At 55.3% G+C, this 16,159-nt stretch carries 14 protein-coding genes; 4 read left to right on the forward strand and 10 right to left on the reverse strand.

Annotated features, from left to right (window positions below; all coding sequences use genetic code 11):
- Window positions 1-55: 55 nt before the first annotated feature.
- Both ABWV47_RS09115 and ABWV47_RS09120 read left to right on the forward strand, forming a co-directional pair.
- Window positions 56-1,273, forward strand: coding sequence for a GTP-binding protein (locus ABWV47_RS09115; protein WP_353310948.1), 1,218 nt, complete (start codon window positions 56-58; stop codon window positions 1,271-1,273).
- 115 nt (window positions 1,274-1,388) lie between these two features.
- A complete protein-coding gene (locus ABWV47_RS09120) occupies window positions 1,389-2,120 on the forward strand; it encodes a sterol desaturase family protein (RefSeq protein WP_353310950.1) in 732 nt (243 codons plus the stop codon).
- Here the strand turns inward: ABWV47_RS09120 and ABWV47_RS09125 are convergent.
- The 3 genes from ABWV47_RS09125 to ABWV47_RS09135 form a co-directional block, all read right to left on the reverse strand.
- Window positions 2,117-2,620: a hypothetical protein gene (locus tag ABWV47_RS09125; protein ID WP_353310952.1), complete on the reverse strand. Its 504-nt coding sequence runs from the start codon at window positions 2,618-2,620 to the stop codon at window positions 2,117-2,119. The genes ABWV47_RS09120 and ABWV47_RS09125 overlap by 4 nt on opposite strands.
- Complete coding sequence (locus ABWV47_RS09130) at window positions 2,617-2,838, reverse strand: hypothetical protein (RefSeq protein WP_353310954.1); 222 nt, start codon at window positions 2,836-2,838, stop codon at window positions 2,617-2,619. Before ABWV47_RS09130 ends, ABWV47_RS09125 begins: the two co-directional genes overlap by 4 nt.
- Window positions 2,839-3,062: 224 nt before the next feature.
- On the reverse strand, window positions 3,063-3,836 hold the full coding sequence (locus ABWV47_RS09135) for an SGNH/GDSL hydrolase family protein (RefSeq protein WP_353310956.1): 774 nt from the start codon (window positions 3,834-3,836) through the stop codon (window positions 3,063-3,065).
- Window positions 3,837-4,201: 365 nt separating this feature from the next.
- Here ABWV47_RS09135 and pnp point away from each other — a divergent pair, with 365 nt between their 5' ends.
- The gene (pnp, locus tag ABWV47_RS09140; protein ID WP_353310958.1) at window positions 4,202-6,334 is read left to right on the forward strand and encodes a polyribonucleotide nucleotidyltransferase; all 2,133 of its coding nucleotides are present in this window, start codon (window positions 4,202-4,204) and stop codon (window positions 6,332-6,334) included.
- Window positions 6,335-6,398: 64 nt separating this feature from the next.
- On the opposite strand, the gene ABWV47_RS09145 is transcribed toward pnp, so the two are convergent.
- From ABWV47_RS09145 to ABWV47_RS09160, 4 genes are all read right to left on the reverse strand, one after another.
- Window positions 6,399-7,598 (reverse strand): serine hydrolase domain-containing protein, encoded by a 1,200-nt coding sequence (locus tag ABWV47_RS09145; protein ID WP_353310960.1) that lies wholly within the window; start codon window positions 7,596-7,598, stop codon window positions 6,399-6,401.
- Window positions 7,599-7,747: 149 nt separating this feature from the next.
- Complete coding sequence (locus tag ABWV47_RS09150) at window positions 7,748-9,334, reverse strand: methyl-accepting chemotaxis protein (RefSeq protein ID WP_353310962.1); 1,587 nt, start codon at window positions 9,332-9,334, stop codon at window positions 7,748-7,750.
- Between the two features lie 2 nt (window positions 9,335-9,336).
- Window positions 9,337-9,642: a hypothetical protein gene (locus ABWV47_RS09155; RefSeq protein ID WP_353310964.1), complete on the reverse strand. Its 306-nt coding sequence runs from the start codon at window positions 9,640-9,642 to the stop codon at window positions 9,337-9,339.
- Between the two features lie 205 nt (window positions 9,643-9,847).
- Window positions 9,848-10,501, reverse strand: a complete 654-nt coding sequence (locus tag ABWV47_RS09160) for a peroxiredoxin (protein WP_353310966.1) — start codon at window positions 10,499-10,501, stop codon at window positions 9,848-9,850.
- A 275-nt stretch (window positions 10,502-10,776) separates the two neighbouring features.
- Here ABWV47_RS09160 and ABWV47_RS09165 point away from each other — a divergent pair, with 275 nt between their 5' ends.
- The gene (locus tag ABWV47_RS09165; RefSeq protein ID WP_353310968.1) at window positions 10,777-12,204 is read left to right on the forward strand and encodes an aldehyde dehydrogenase family protein; all 1,428 of its coding nucleotides are present in this window, start codon (window positions 10,777-10,779) and stop codon (window positions 12,202-12,204) included.
- A 73-nt stretch (window positions 12,205-12,277) separates the two neighbouring features.
- Here ABWV47_RS09165 and ABWV47_RS09170 read toward each other — a convergent pair whose 3' ends face one another.
- The 3 genes from ABWV47_RS09170 to ABWV47_RS09180 all read right to left on the reverse strand — a co-directional run bounded on the left by ABWV47_RS09170 (window position 12,278) and on the right by ABWV47_RS09180 (window position 16,119).
- Entirely contained in the window at window positions 12,278-13,585 is a 1,308-nt protein-coding gene (locus ABWV47_RS09170; protein WP_502959692.1) for a DEAD/DEAH box helicase, read from the reverse strand.
- Window positions 13,586-13,973: 388 nt separating this feature from the next.
- Complete coding sequence (locus ABWV47_RS09175) at window positions 13,974-15,311, reverse strand: ABC transporter permease (RefSeq protein ID WP_353310970.1); 1,338 nt, start codon at window positions 15,309-15,311, stop codon at window positions 13,974-13,976.
- A gap of 1 nt (window position 15,312) precedes the next feature.
- Window positions 15,313-16,119, reverse strand: coding sequence for an ABC transporter ATP-binding protein (locus ABWV47_RS09180; RefSeq protein WP_353310972.1), 807 nt, complete (start codon window positions 16,117-16,119; stop codon window positions 15,313-15,315).
- Between the last annotated feature and the right edge of the window lie 40 nt (window positions 16,120-16,159).

The raw sequence follows: 16,159 nt of genomic DNA on the forward strand, positions 1-16,159 counted from the left end.
CACATCTGTGTTGATTGTGATTGTTACGTTATAACATAATGTTTAAGAGCTCCCCATGCCAGACACCCAAACTCAAGACTCGCGCCTCCCCGTCACAGTGCTTTCCGGATTTCTTGGTGCAGGCAAAACAACTTTGTTGAACCGGGTCCTGAACAACCGGGATGGCCTGCGGGTTGCGGTGATCGTCAACGACATGTCCGAAGTGAACATTGACGCTGATCTGGTTCGCGAAGGCGGCGCGGAGCTCAGCCAGACCGAAGAGACTCTTGTCGAGATGTCCAACGGCTGCATTTGCTGCACCCTGCGTGATGACCTACTGACCGAAGTGCGCCGCCTCTCAAGCGAAAACCGCTTTGATTACCTGTTGATCGAATCCACCGGTATTTCCGAACCATTGCCCGTGGCCGCCACGTTCGAGTTTCGCGACGAAGACGGAGAAAGCCTCGTTGATGTGGCCCGACTGGACACAATGGTCACGGTTGTGGACGCAGTGAATTTGCTCAACGATTATAGTAGCCACGACTTGCTAGCAGATCGTGGCGAGACCTTGGGCGAAGAAGACGAACGGACCCTCGTACATCTGCTGACGGATCAGTTGGAATTCGCAGATGTGGTGGTGCTGAACAAGGTGGACGATGCGGGCCCCATCAAAACGGACGCCGCGCGCAAAATCATCCGAAGCTTGAACGCAGATGCCAAAATCATCGAAGCCAACCATTCCGACGTCCCCGCCCTCGAAGTGCTCAACACCGGCCTGTTTGACTTTGAACAGGCGCATGAGCACCCGATGTGGGCCAAAGAACTCTATGGCTTTGCCGACCACACCCCCGAAACCGAAGAGTACGGAATAGCCTCTTATGTCTATCGGGCGCGCCACCCCTTTGACCCAGAAAAAATCCATGCGGTACTGAACAGTGAATTGTCTGGAGTGATCCGCGCCAAGGGCCACTTCTGGATCGCTACGCGCCCCGAGTGGGTCGCAGAGTTCTCACTTGCCGGTGCACTGTCTTCTGTGGCGCCGCTTGGCACGTGGTGGGCCACTGTCCCCGAAGACCGCCGCCCCACACATCCCCAGGCCCTTGAATATATGACTGCCCATTGGGCCGAACCGTTCGGCGACCGCCGGCAAGAACTGGTGTTTATTGGTGCAGGCATCGACTGGCCCACACTAAAATCTCGGCTGGATGCGTGCCTGATCCACGATGCCACGCCTGAAATGCTGCCGACCTTTGAAGATATGCCGGACCCTTTCCCCATGTGGCGCCGGGCCTGATAGGTCACAGCTAAAGCGAGGCGTCGATTTACACGGCGCCTCGCCACCTTACGCAAAGTCAAATTTGACAGTGCGTCGGTCTAGGCGTCAAACTTCCTGACTAAGGGAGAATGTCATGAAAGAAACTCTGTCGGTTCTGATCCGAATGGGCAGCCTGCACCGATTGCTGCCGTTCTGGCTGTTTGGCATTTGGCTGATATCGCAAAATCTGTCTTGGTGGATCCCTTTTGCGTTGGTTTATGGCTATGTGGCACAACTCTTTGTCGAGTACGCCATGCACAGATTTCTGTATCACCGTGCACCTCCGACGGCGCAGGGCACTTTCAACGACCTCTACCGGGCGCATATCGGACACCACGAATACCCTACCGATCCCGAATTTTTTACCGGAGACGACCACTGGTATGCTGTGCGCTTTGGATTTGTTTCAGTCGCGATACACACGCTGGTCCTGTGGCCATTCCTTGGCCTGCAGTTCGCGCTCTCACTGTCCTACATCGCCCTGTTCGTTGGCTCAGTTTCAGCCTTCACCTTCTATGAGTATTGCCACACTATTTCGCATCTAAACGTGCCCAAAGGCCGTTTGGGACAGTACATCACACGCAAACACTTGGCGCATCACTTCCAAGATCACAACGCGACTTTTCAGGTCAGCTTTGGATTTGACTGGATCGACCGACTGTTTGGCACCGCGCACCACAAAGACACTGCTCGTGCACGGTTTGATCGCAAAACCATGCTTTCAATGGGTATGGACCCCGAAGATCTCCGTCTGGTGACCGCGCGCAAAGCTTTTGGGATCACCGAACGCCCCGGCGCCAAACGCGCGCGGGTTGATCAAACCTAGGCCACCACAGACAGCCGAGGCCGCGCCTCACTCTTAGAGAGGCGCCGCACACCTGCAGGAAATCGGTGCGCAAAACTGAGCGCGGTCCGGATCAAATCCGGGTCCATCCTACCATGCGTGACAAAAGCCACTGCAGACCGCGCTGCAGATGCATTGTCTCGGCGCATGTGATGCACCATGGAGATGACTTGTACCTCGTCGTCTGTGACAAACTGTTTTGCTTCCGGACACAACGGATCCTGCAAGGCTGGCCCGTCCTCGCGACAATTCAATAGGCACAGAGCAATCTTGTGCAGTCCCAGCGCCGCCGGCAGCCCAATGGCCTCGCCATAACGCTCCACAGCAAGATCGTAGGCCCGAGACCATGCCTTCGGGTCCGCTTCAAGAATGCTCAACGTGATATGCCGAAACACCGGCAAAAGCCCCACCTCAAAGTCATCACACCCAATCCGATGCAACGTCTCAAGGTCATTTGGCGGTCCAGAGGTCACGTCTCTCATGCCAGTTTCCTTTCAGCGTCTTTGATTTTCTGCTCAAGCTTGATCACGTTCGGTGGCATCTCCCCCGACATATCCGCTTCAGAAGGCATCGGTGATGCTGCGGTCGTCGGATACCGCAAGCTCGCGTCCATTGCGGCACGGAGTTTGGGGTTCAAACCGCAACCAGCTTTCTGAGCATGCACATCCATTGCCAGAAGATCGGCAAAAATTTTGGCCATTGTATTTCCACTCCTTCACAGCGGATCTCAAACGGACAATGTCAGGGCCAAATCGCAGCCCCGACATTATCACAACATGATTGGAAACCCCGGCTGATCCAGAGGATATCTGGCTAGGCGCGCCTTATCTGACAAAATTAATCAAGAATTGCAAGTTGAAACTATGTAAAGGCCTGCGAGAGAAAACTCGCCGTGAATCTGCTTTATTTCACAAAATCTTAGGGCTAATTTACAGCGTCATTGGCCGCAATCACTGCTGCCACACGCTTGCCGATTTCCCGAGATCCTTTCAGCGACGGGTGGATCATATCCAACCCATGAAAGCTCCGATCGCCCTGCGGAACCAGATCCGCCAATGACACATAGTGAACCCCGCGATCCAGCGCAGCGAGCTTTTGAATCCGGGTTTCCAATTCATTGCCAGTCTTTTTACAGCCCTCAATGGGCGACCACGCGCCTGGGCTGCGCAAATACCCGACCCAAGCCACTTGTGCGCCTGTCTCTCGGGCCTTCTGCACCATCTGCGGAATGGCACCACGTTTGCCGTCCTCGCTGATCATCTTGTCCATTTTGCGTGTGCAGGCTCCGCACCCACACCCCAGCCAAAGATCGTTGCCGCCACCGTTCAACACGACCCAATCCCATTCGCCTTTGCGATACTGGCTAGAAATTTTCAGTCCCATCGCACCGGTGATCGGCAAGTTGTAAATCACCCGCGCCCCACTCACGGCCATGCTGGCGACCGGCTCATCCAACGCTTTTTCAATCGAATGCGGCACCGATGCCTGCGTCAAAGAATGCCAAGCCATCATGCTATCGCCCATGGCCAAAATCCGTGGCCCCGTAGGCGCTGGCTCAACCACATTCTTGGACACCACATCCGCGTTTTCTGACACCGCAGGTGGTGTCATCTCTGCGATATCAACTGTCTCCGCACAGCCTGCCGCAAACAGCAGAACCGCAAAAAAAGAGACAAAAAAACGAAATGGGGCTGTCATGACCAATCCACTCACTCTAGCGCAAAACGGCGCATTACGAATCGCGCAGCAAGCCCCCAAGCCGCGCAGGTTGTTCGCAGTATCACCCAAATTTAGACAAATTGCCACGTCTGAGACGTCAACAATCTGTTGCACCCATCGGCCTGAATGCGCCGAGGCTTTCGCTGTCGGACTGCTAAGCCCTGTAAACTTTGTAAAATCAGGTTTCCAAATGGCCCAATTTCCGATATGGGCCGACCATCTGAAAGCTTGCGCTCTGATCCCGGCGCTCGAAGCAAGATAAACGGGATCGGCGGCAATGGGGTCGCCATTTCAAACGGGAGGCCCGGGATACGCTCGGTCGATCTCCCAGCTAGGATACGATGATGTTCGAAGTAACAAAGAAATCCATGCAGTGGGGCGAAGAGACGCTCACGCTGGAAACGGGTATGATTGCCCGCCAGGCCGACGGCTGCGTGATCGCCACTCTGGGCGAAACCTCCGTAATGGCCGCAGTGACCTTTGCAAAGGCACCAAAGCCCGGTCAGGACTTTTTCCCTCTGACTGTGCACTACCAAGAAAAATACTATGCCGCCGGTAAAGTACCGGGTGGTTTCTTTAAGCGCGAAGCGCGCCCAACCGAAAAAGAAACACTGACTGCGCGTTTGATCGACCGTCCGATCCGCCCATTGTTTGTCCCTGGCTTCAAAAACGAAGTTCTGGTGATGTGCACCGTGCTGTCCCACGATCTGGTCAACGACCCAGACATGGTTGCTATGATCGCGGCATCCGCGGCTCTGACCATCTCTGGCGCACCGTTCATGGGCCCCGTGGCTGCGGCACGTGTTGGCTTTGAAGATGGCGACTACATCCTCAACCCAACTGTTGACGACATGCAGGACCTGCGCACCAAGCCAGAGCAGCGTCTCGACCTTGTTGTGGCCGGCACCAAAGACGCCGTCATGATGGTTGAGTCCGAAGCATACGAACTGTCCGAAGCAGAAATGCTGGGTGCAGTGAAATTTGCCCATGATGCGATCCAGCCGGTTATCGACCTGATCATTGATCTGGCCGAAGACGCCGCAAAAGAGCCGTTCAACTTCCAAGCGCCTGATTACGCCGATCTCTATGAGGCCGTAAAAGCTGCGGGCGAAGAGCAGATGCGCGCGGCTTTCGCAATCACCGACAAGCAAGAGCGCACGTCCGCCGTTGCTGCGGCACGTGAAGCAATCAAAGCGGCTCTGACAGAAGAGCAGCTGGAGGATGCAAACCTCGGATCGGCTCTGAAGAAACTCGAAGGCGGCATCCTGCGCGGTGACGTTGTCAAAACCGGTACACGTATCGACGGTCGTAAGACTGACGAAATCCGTGACATCGTTTGCCAAACTGGCCTGCTGCCACGGACCCACGGTTCTGCGCTGTTCACCCGTGGTGAAACACAGGGCCTCGTTGTGACCACTCTGGGCACCGGCGATGATGAGCAATTCATCGACGCGCTGCACGGCAACTTCAAGTCCAACTTCCTGTTGCACTACAACTTCCCTCCCTACTCTGTGGGTGAAGCTGGTCGCGTGGGCCCTCCCGGCCGCCGCGAAATCGGTCACGGTAAACTTGCATGGCGCGCCCTTCAGGCCGTTCTGCCGGCCGCCACCGATTTCCCATACACAGTGCGCATCGTCTCTGAGATCACCGAATCCAACGGCTCGTCTTCCATGGCGTCCGTATGTGGCGGCTCTCTGTCGATGATGGACGCAGGTGTGCCTCTGAAATCCGCAGTTGCGGGTGTGGCGATGGGTCTGATCCTCGAAGACGACGGCTCCTACGCGATCCTGTCTGACATCTTGGGTGACGAAGACCACCTCGGCGATATGGACTTCAAAGTGGCGGGTACCGAAAACGGCATCACGTCTCTGCAGATGGACATCAAGGTTGCGGGCATCACACCGGAAATCATGGAAAAAGCGCTTGCTCAAGCCAAAGACGGCCGCATGCACATCCTTGGTGAGATGAACAAATCGATCACAGGGGCTGCTGAGTTCTCAGTACACGCGCCACGCATCGAGACCATGAACATCCCAACCGACAAAATCCGTGAAGTGATCGGCTCTGGCGGTAAGGTCATCCGTGAAATCGTTGAAGTATCCGGCGCAAAGGTCGACATCAACGACGAAGGCGTGATCAAGATCGCATCGCCAAACGGCGAAGCCATCAAAAAAGCCTACGACATGATCTACTCCATCGTCGCAGAGCCTGAAGAAGGCGCGGTTTACACCGGTAAAGTTGTCAAAATCGTCGACTTCGGCGCATTTGTGAACTTCTTCGGCAAGCGCGACGGTCTGGTGCACGTGTCTCAGATTGAGAACCGCCGCCTGAACCACCCTTCCGACGTTCTGAAAGAAGGCCAGGAAGTGAAAGTCAAACTGCTCGGCTTTGACGACCGCGGCAAGGTACGCCTGTCCATGAAGGTTGTGGATCAAGAAACCGGCGAAGAAGTCGTTGCAGAGAAAAAAGAAGACTAAGCGCTTCTCCTCTCGAAAATAGAAAAGCCCCGGCCATTGGTCGGGGCTTTTGCTTTATGGGCTGTTATTGCGCATCCTGCCGCGCAACCAGACCTTTCAAAATCTCGTTGATATTGCGCCCCTGCCCATTTGCATTGGCCTGCGTGTATGTAAGCGCCACCGTGAGGTCGTCATCCGGGCAATGCACCACCAAAAGCCCCCAGTATCCGCCATGCCCAAAGCAAAGACCGACATTGAAATTCATCCGGTATAGGCCTGCACCAAAGTGCGGCTCGGTGGCCGTGCGCATCAGTTCTATGGTTTGTGGGTCAGCAAACATCTCGCCATTCACAATGGCTCTCATGCCATGTGCCAGATCACGTTGCGTGGCAACAAGTCCACCACCGCCAAACAGATCAATGGAGGCATCGACCTCTGTCGCATCAAAACCGCCAACGTATTGATGTACCCTATCATCCGGCCCTGTTGGTGTTTCAAAGACTTCCCACCACGTATTTTTCAGACCAAGTGCGTCAAAATCCAACGTCTCCCGAACGGCTTGTGAAAGCGACATGCCGGTGGCTCGCTCGATCGCATCACCTAGCAGAATATACCCGGTGTCAGAGTATGAAGCCTGCAGGCCTGGCGCAAAAAGTGGATCTTCGTGTTTCATTGCAAATGCAAGCTGCGACTCGACTGTCCACTTGGGACCGCGTCCAAATACATCATAAGAGAGGATCTGAGCTTGATAAAACAAATGAGACGCGTAGTCCGCGATGCCTGATCGGTGACTCACCAAGTGAAACAACGTGATGGCATCCACATCAAATCCATCAGCTACCAGCATATCGATATACTCGGGTGACACGCGCTCCCGCACCGTATCTTGCAGGGATAGAACGCCACGTTCTTGCAACGCAAATGCGGTGGCCGCAACATAGGATTTGGTCACGCTCGCGATCCGCAAACTGTGATCAACACGCATCGTCTCTCCGCGCTTGGGGTCAGCCAGCCCTGCCACGAACCCTGCGTCCAATCCCAACTGAGGCGCAATCACATGAAGAGACGAAGAATTACGCGTCGGATTGGCTTCTAAATCCGCCTCCAAATTCCTTTGCAGCGCCTCTGAAACATCCCCCTCCAAAGACCATTGTGTCGGCGTGGGGTGTTCCGGCGCCAAATACCTCTTGTAGCCCAGAAAACCTGCCCCAACGATTAGGCTGATGATCAAAATCAGCCCCAAAACCGCGCGCAGCAACAACGACTTACGACCAGAAACTCGCATAGACCAAAATCCCAAAAACAAACCTGTTGGGTTCGGCCTATGGCATCGTGCTCGCGAAATCAATTTCGGGATTGCCGTACCTGACAAAAATAAAAACGCCCGCCCCGAGATGGTCGGAGCGGACATAAATCATCACCGTATGACAGAGACTAGGCGGCCGCCCATTCCTCGTCCTCATCGTCAAACGCCGCGCCTGCATCACTGGCCTTTTGGTCCTCTTCTGCAACACGGAAACCTGACAGCCCATCAACCAATCGATCCACCGCCATATCAAGGCTAGAGGTCGCTGCAGACGCTTCTTCAGACCGCGCCGCATTGGCTTGCGTTTCTGACCCGATGGTCTGCATGCTGTCGCGAATTTGAGCCACCGATTGCGCCTGCGTATCAGAGATTTCAGAGATCTCGGCGATATTGCCCCGCACTTCGCTGACATCCCCCAGAATGGTTTCCAAAGCGTCACCGACCTGGCGCACGAGCGTCACGCCATTGACCACATGGCTGTTGCTTTGCGTGATCAGACCATTGATGTTCTGCGCGGCCTCCGCTGATCGGTGCGCCAATTCACGCACCTCAGAGGCCACAATGGCAAAACCTGCACCGGCTTCCCCTGCACGCGCGGCCTCAACACCGGCGTTGAGCGCCAACAAGTTTGTCTGAAATGCAATGTCTTCGATCAATGTAACCACATGATCGATCTGGCTGGAACTTGCTTCGATCTCGTCCATGGTGGACACAGCTTGGCGTACAACTTCCGTACCGTTTTGGGTCAACGATGTGGTGTTATCAAACCGTGTTTGCGTGTCCATAGCCTTGGCAACTGCCCCTTGCATCGCCTCGGCAATCCGCTCCACTGCCTCGGTCACATGCTGCAACTCACCCGCTTGTTTTTCGGTGCTATGTGCTACGTTCAGCGACACCTCTGATAGCTCGCGACTGTCTACTTCGATTTGACTGGAAAGCTGGGTCACAGAACGGACAGTACCGCCCAGCGAATGCACGGAGTCATTGAAACTCTTACGCAAATCTTCGTAGCCAGCTTCAAAAGGCTCATCAATCAAGGCATCCAGGTTGCCCTGTGCAATGCGTGACAACCGTTCATGCAATGTCGCCACAACATGAGACTGTGCCTTTTCCTTGGTTTCAACAACCGCCTTTTCACCACGGACTGTTTGCATCAATTCAGCCTGTAACTCTTGTTCTTTGGACAGCTCATCCAGCTGACGGCGGTAATTTAATACTGACCCCACCAGAATGGCGGTTTCAGCCACAACAATCACCGCATGCACCACCGTACGGCCCACATTTTCCAGAAGATCGACCGATGGATACACCAGTGTCGGAAATAGGAAGGTCATGCTTAAGTGATGTACGGCAATCACGCCGGCCGCTGCGATGATCGACACGGGGCAGATCATCAAAGACAACATGGCCAACATGGCAAAGAACATCATATGGACATCCAATTGCCACGCATGCCCAGCCATCGCAGCCAATATCACCATAATCTGACCGGAACAGGCCACTGAGACGCTTAGGCGTGCTGCAAGGTTACCGCCCAGCCGTGTGGCATAAAACCCAAGACCCGCCAAAGCGGCTGCAGCGCCGCCAAGCATCGGTATGTTGCCGCCATTCATGACGGCCATGCCGCCTGCCAGCGCGCCCAAAATCACCGCGATCGTGGCCAGTACCTTAACGCCAGTCTTGCGCGATTGAATCAGTTTCGGATGTTCATTCATACTTACACTCCGCAGAGCCAAGCCAGCGAGTCGCCGTCCAGAATGGCCCATGCCCCATTTTCCCTAAGTCGTTCTTCAAAATCCGCCGCATCCGATGTGCCCAGAACCGCCAGCGGTGCGCGTGATACGCCAACCACTCGGCCACCCGAAGCTTCGACAATGTTCATCAGATCTACGCCGGGACCAGCCACAACCACCCTTGTTCCACCCTCTTTCAAAGGTGCGGCAAGCACTGTCATGACGGGCAAAACCGTCACGCAGAAAAAGCTCGCGAGAATCGCAGGAATGAATTGAGCTGACCGTGTCATGCGCTGTTTGTGCCAGAACAGGCGTTTCCAGTGGATTAATCCGATGCTGAATAGGGCGTCATCCTCCAACGCCAGATCGCGAAAGTGCGCCCCACACCGGTGCTTCCCAAACGCGTCTTGTCCATATAAAAAAGCACGCTGGATGCATCCGGCGTGCTTTCTTACAATTTAACACATTAACTGCTGTGGCAGCCAGCTAAGCCACTTATCCCGGCAGCTTTGTGGTCCGCAGATAAGGGAAATGGGTGGTGAATTCGCCATATTTGGCGGTCGCGTCGGCATCACTCACCGCAACCGGGATCACCACATCCCCACCGGGCGTCCAATTGGCAGGCGTGGCGACATTCTCTTTGGCTGCGGTTTGCAACCCATCAAGCGCCCGCAAGACTTCAGCAAAGTTGCGTCCGACATTCATCGGATAGGTCATGGACAACTTCAGCTGCTTATCCGGCCCAATGATGAACACAGAGCGAACGGTTGCACTGTCGGCTGGCGTGCGCCCATCAGGCAGGTACGCTTCGGCGGGCAACATATCAAACTCCTTAGAAACGTTCAGCCCATCATCCGCAATAATTGGGAAGCCTGCATCTGCGCCCGAATAAGACTCAATGTCTTTTTTCCAACCTTTGTGTTCTTCCACACCATCCACGGACACGCCTATCACTTTGGTGCCGCGTTTTGCCCATTCCTCCGCCAGTTGTGCCACTGCACCAAATTCGGTCGTGCACACCGGTGTGAAATCTTTGGGGTGTGAAAACAGGATCGCCCAGCTATCGCCGATCCAGTCGTGAAAAGTGATCGTGCCCTGATCCGTCTCGGCGGTGAAATTTGGCACAACATCATTGATTCGCAGGCCCATGGGTGTCTCCCTCTGATTGGCTCGCACATGTCACCCCCGGTGTCTCAAAAAAGAGGCAAGAAAATTCTTACGGATGGGGCAGCATGTAGAATACATTTCCGTCGCTCAGCGACAAGAACCAGACTACATCCGTCGTTTTTGAACGCCAGCCCCTTGCCAGAATAAATAATTTGATCAAATTATCAGTGACCGGACGTCACCACATCAAGTGCCGGGCTTGCGTGGCCGCATATGCGCAGGCAGAGTGCCGACTAAGATCGATAGGGAGTGAAACCATGATCGAGAAACGCCAATTCTACATCAACGGCCAATGGGTAAATCCTGTTGCAGCCAATGACCTCAATGTCATTGATCCCGCCACCGAAGAGGTTTGCGCAGTGATCTCGCTCGGCGATCAAGCTGACACAGATGCCGCCGTCGCCGCCGCGCGCGACGCCTTCCCGGCTTGGGCTGACACCTCCCTGCAGGAGCGTGTCGCTTTGGTGAAGAAGCTACGCGACATCTATATGGCCCGCCGTGACGACATGTCCGAAGCCATGCGAATGGAAATGGGCGCGCCGATTGATTTGGCGACCAACGGCCAATGGGGCAGTGGCACCTGGCACCTTGACGGCTTCCTTGAGGCCCTCGACAGCTTTGAATTCGAATATGCGATGGGGGCAGACCGCATGCGCAAAGAGCCCATTGGCGTCTGCGCTATGATCACCCCGTGGAACTGGCCCATGAACCAAGTGTTCCTGAAAGCCATACCCGCGCTGCTGGTGGGGTGCACTATGGTGCTTAAGCCTTCAGAAATTGCGCCACTTTCCTCCATTGTCTTTGCGGAGATGATGCACGAAGCGGGCTTTCCCGCTGGCGTCTTCAATATGGTCAACGGCGACGGTATCGGGGTTGGTTCACAACTGTCCGCCCACCCAGATGTGGATATGGTGAGCTTCACCGGGTCCACACGTGCTGGCATCGCGATCTCAAAAGCCGCGGCTGACAGTCTTAAGCGTGTGAGCCTTGAATTGGGTGGCAAAGGCGCAAACTTGGTCTTCGCGGACGCCGATGAAAAAGCGGTCAAACGTGGGGTGATCCACTGCATGAACAACTCAGGGCAGTCCTGTAACGCACCCACCCGCATGATCGTGGAACACAGCCGCTACGCCGATGCCATCCAAGAAGCCAAAGCTGCAGCAGAGGCCACAAAAGTTGGACCGACCACCGAACCCGGCCGCCATATTGGTCCTGTGGTGTCAGAGCTGCAGTTCAACAAAATTCAAGGCCTGATCGAGACCGGGATCAAGGAAGGGGCGACTTTGGTTGCTGGGGGTCTGGGCCGTCCGGAGGGTATGAACAAAGGCTACTTCGTGCGCCCCACGGTCTTTGCCGACGTGACACCCGATATGACCATCTACCGTGAAGAGATTTTTGGCCCTGTTTTGGCAATCTCGTCATTTGAAACCGAGGCGCAAGCCGTACAAATGACCAATGACACGGTCTATGGTTTGACCAACTACATCCAGACTCAGGACGACGAAAAGCGCCTTCGGGTTGCTCGCCAAGTGCGCTCCGGCATGGTTGAAACAAACGGGGTTGGCCGTATCAACGGTTCACCGTTTGGCGGCTATGGCCAATCCGGCAACGGTCGCGAAGGCGGCACGTGGGGCTTGGATGAGTTCTGCGAAACCAAAGCAATCAGCGGCGTTCCAATGGCCTAAGCCACCCCAATGGGCGTACCGCGTCCGTTGAATAAAAACAGCCGCTGCATCACTGCAGCGGCTGTTTTTTGTCTTACGCCGCAGGCTTGCGCGTCCGGTTGCGACGTCGAGGCCGGCGTGCACCGGGCTTGGCGTTTGCATTGCCACCGCCGCCGTTGCCACCACCTTTGCCACCACCGCCACCACGGTTCTTCTGACCACCAGAACGCGGGCCACGACCAAAACTCTTGGGTGGGTCCTGCGGTTCACCAGCTGGGCGTTCAAACCGACGCCCAATCAGCTTTTCAATGTCCTTCAGATAGTCGCGCTCATCCAACGCACAGAAAGAAATCGCGCGGCCGTCCCGACCGGCACGTGCTGTGCGACCAATCCGGTGCACATAGCTTTCTGCAACATTGGGCAGGTCGTAGTTGATCACCAAAGAGATCACCGGAATGTCGATCCCGCGCGCGGCCACATCCGTTGCAACCAACACGGTCACTTCGCCGTTGCGAAACGCCTTGATCGCCCGATCGCGCTGTCCTTGGCTCTTGTTACCATGGATAGACGCAGCATTATATCCATCCGCCACCAGCTGTTTCATCATCCGCTCGGCACCATGTTTGGTACGCGAGAAGATCAGCGTGCTCTCTTCCATGTTTTCCGACAGAATCTGACGCAACCGCACGGTCTTGCCTGGCTTCTCCAAGAATTCTACGGACTGTGTGATCTTATCCGCCGTTTTACCCGGAGGTGCGCATTCCACACGTTGCGGATTGGTCAAGTAGTTGCTGCTCAGCTCCGCCATCTGCTTGGGCATGGTCGCAGAAAACAGCATGGTCTGACGTGGCGTACCCAAATGTGGCTCAATCTGTCGCAAAGAGTGGATGAACCCCATATCCAGCATCTGATCCGCTTCATCCAGAACCAGATAGCTCACCGTGGAAAGGTTGACCTCTTTGCGATCCAGCAAGTCAATCAACCGGCCCGGCGTTGCGACCAAGATATCGGTGCCGCGCGACAGCATCGAAATCTGACGGTTGATCGATTGGCCGCCCACCACGGTCATCACCTTCATCGGCGTGCCCTGCACCATAGGGCGTAGGTTTTCGGCAATCTGATTGACCAACTCACGTGTCGGAGCCAACACCAACGCTTTCACCGAACGCGGTGCAGGTCGCCCTGGGATCGCCAGCAGCTTGTCCATCATCGGCAGACCAAACGCCAACGATTTACCGGTTCCTGTTTGGGCCAAGCCCATGATGTCATGGCCTTCCAGTGCCAAAGGGATCGCCTTGGCTTGAATGGGAGTTGGCTTGTCAAATCCGGCACGGATAAGACCTTTTACAAGCGTAGACGACAGGCCCAGCTGTTCAAATTCTGACACTAAATGTCCTTTCACGCCGCACACACCTCTGGCGCACTGCGGCAAAACGTCAACAACCCCCAGTATCGGAGGCCGCAATCGGGTTCGGCAGCACCGCCACGCCGCAAAACCATTTTGCGCACATCCGGCCTGTCCGTTGGAACCCTGCGTGATGGGAACGAGATATGTCGCTGGTGCGCCAGTCAGGTCTTCTATTTCAAGACAAACCCCGGCGCGGCATGCTCACGCGGCTGCGCAGCGACAGCCTCCACATAAAGCTCGTACGCACAAAGTCAACTCCCCCACCCGACAAAAGAAAAAAGCCGCCATTGTGATGGCGGCTCTCTTCAGTGTTTAAAAGCAGTCCTGTTTGTCCGAAGACACAGGTGTCAGCGCACAGAATGCGCCACGGTTTGCGTCAAGATCAGCCTTTGCCTTTCCATGGCACAAGGTATTTCTCGGCCCAGCGCATCAACATGTCGATGCCAAAGCCGATGATCCCGATCAGGATGATCCCCATCAACACGATGTCCGTATCCTGAAATTTGGACGCCGCCACGATCATCTTACCAACACCTTTTTCCGCCGCCACAAGTTCTGCGGCCACAACCGTGCCCCAACAGACCCCCATCGCCACACGCGCAGCCGTAAAGATTTCCGGCAAGGAGTTTGGAATGATCACGTGGCGCAGAATCTGCCGCTTACTGGCCCCCAAAGAATAGGCTGCGTGCACTTTGGTGATGTTCACACCGGACACACCGGAACGCGCCCCAATCGCCATGATCCAAAGTGCTGCAAGGAACAGCAGGATAATTTTGCCCTGCTCGCCAATCCCGGCCCAGATGATCACCAGTGGGATCAACGCCAAAGGAGGCACCGGACGCATGAATTCCACAATCGGATCAAACCAGCCGCGGAACCAGTTGGACAGGCCCATCGCATAGCCCAGCGGAATGCCAACCGCCGCACCCAGAGCAAACCCAACAATCACGCGGAACAACGAGTAGCTCAAGTGCTCTGCAAGTGTGACGTTCTGATAGCCATCTTTGCTGACAGAAATCAGTCGTTTCCAAACACTTTCAGGTGCGGGCAGCCAGATATCTTCCATCTGCCACCCCTTGGCGGGTTCAAAGTTCAGTGTGCCTTTGTCGGTCAGAGCGACACGCCCAAAGCCCACTTCTACATCCGCATCCCGGCTGATCGGTTGACCATCCACGGCAACAATCTTGGCGCCGTCTTTGCGCGTCACCGCGTCGTTGGCATCCCAGCGCAACAACTTGGAGCGATAGGCCTGAACCACCAGAACGTCGTTCTTGGCCACCCCATCGTTCTCTGTCGCAACAGGCGCTTCCGGTGTCTGCCCGGCTTCATGCACCAACACATCAACGGTTGCTTCCGCAGTCTCCCCGCTTTCTGTTTCCAATGTGTAGGTAAACGCCGCTTCCCCCACAAAGGGGCCCGGTGCATGCAAGAACTTTGGCAACCATGCCGATCCGGTAAATGCACCCCAGATCACAAAGATCAGGACCACCGAAATCACCGAGGCGGCCTTATTGGAGATCACCGCACTTTCGTCTCCGAAAGTCACCGTTTTTAGCGACGTGTAATCCTGAACCGGCGACAGTCTTTGTTTGACTTGTGTGAACAGGAAAAACGTCAGCAAGATGAGGCCGATGTAGAGGGCCAAATAGGGCAACGCCCCGACCACCGACAAAATCAACGCACCCAGTTCACCGCCTAGGTCTGCAAAAATCTGTCCCATTTTATGCGCTCTCCTCGGTACGGCCCATGATCTCTTCTTCCATGTTCCAAATCATATTGAGGATCTCTTCGCGGGTTGGCGCATAGTCGGGATGTTTCTTCACTTCCCGCAAATCAGCGCCCACACCCATATCGGCAAACGGCAAACGATACTCCTTGTGAATGCGGCCAGGCCGGGGCGCCATCACCAAAAGCCGTTCCCCAAGCAACAGAGCCTCTTCCACAGAGTGCGTGATCAGAATGATCGTTTTTCCGGTCTCTTTCCAAAGCTTGAGCACAAGGCTCTGCATCTTCTCGCGTGTCAGCGCGTCAAGCGCACCCAACGGCTCGTCCATCAGGATCACGTCCGGGTCGTTGGCCAGACAACGGGCCAACGCCACACGCTGCTGCATCCCACCAGACAGCTCATAGACCATCTTTTCTTTGAAATCCTGCAGCCCCACCACATCCAACAGATGATCCACGATCTCCGCACTTTCGGACTTGGGCATGCCTTTCATATCTGGACCAAACCGTACGTTGTCCCGCACGCTCATCCACTCAAACAGGGCGCCTTGCTGAAAGACCATGCCCCGCTCAGCATCCGGTCCGGTCACTGTGTGCCCATTCAAAATGATCCGGCCCTCAGTTGGGGCCAAAAATCCCGCTACAATGTTGAGCAACGTGGTCTTACCGCAACCCGAGGGTCCCAACACGCTCAAAAGTTCGCCCTGCTTCAAATCAAGGCTCACGTCCTTAAGCGCTTGCACATGCCCTCCATTGGGCAGGTCAAAACGCATGGACAGGTTCTCTATGGATAATCCGGTCATGGTCCCTATCTGGATCTAGGCGCCAATGATTTTGCTCGGC

The sequence above is a fragment of the Shimia sp. NS0008-38b genome, assembly GCF_040370365.1.
In the GTDB taxonomy this organism is placed as follows: domain Bacteria; phylum Pseudomonadota; class Alphaproteobacteria; order Rhodobacterales; family Rhodobacteraceae; genus Shimia.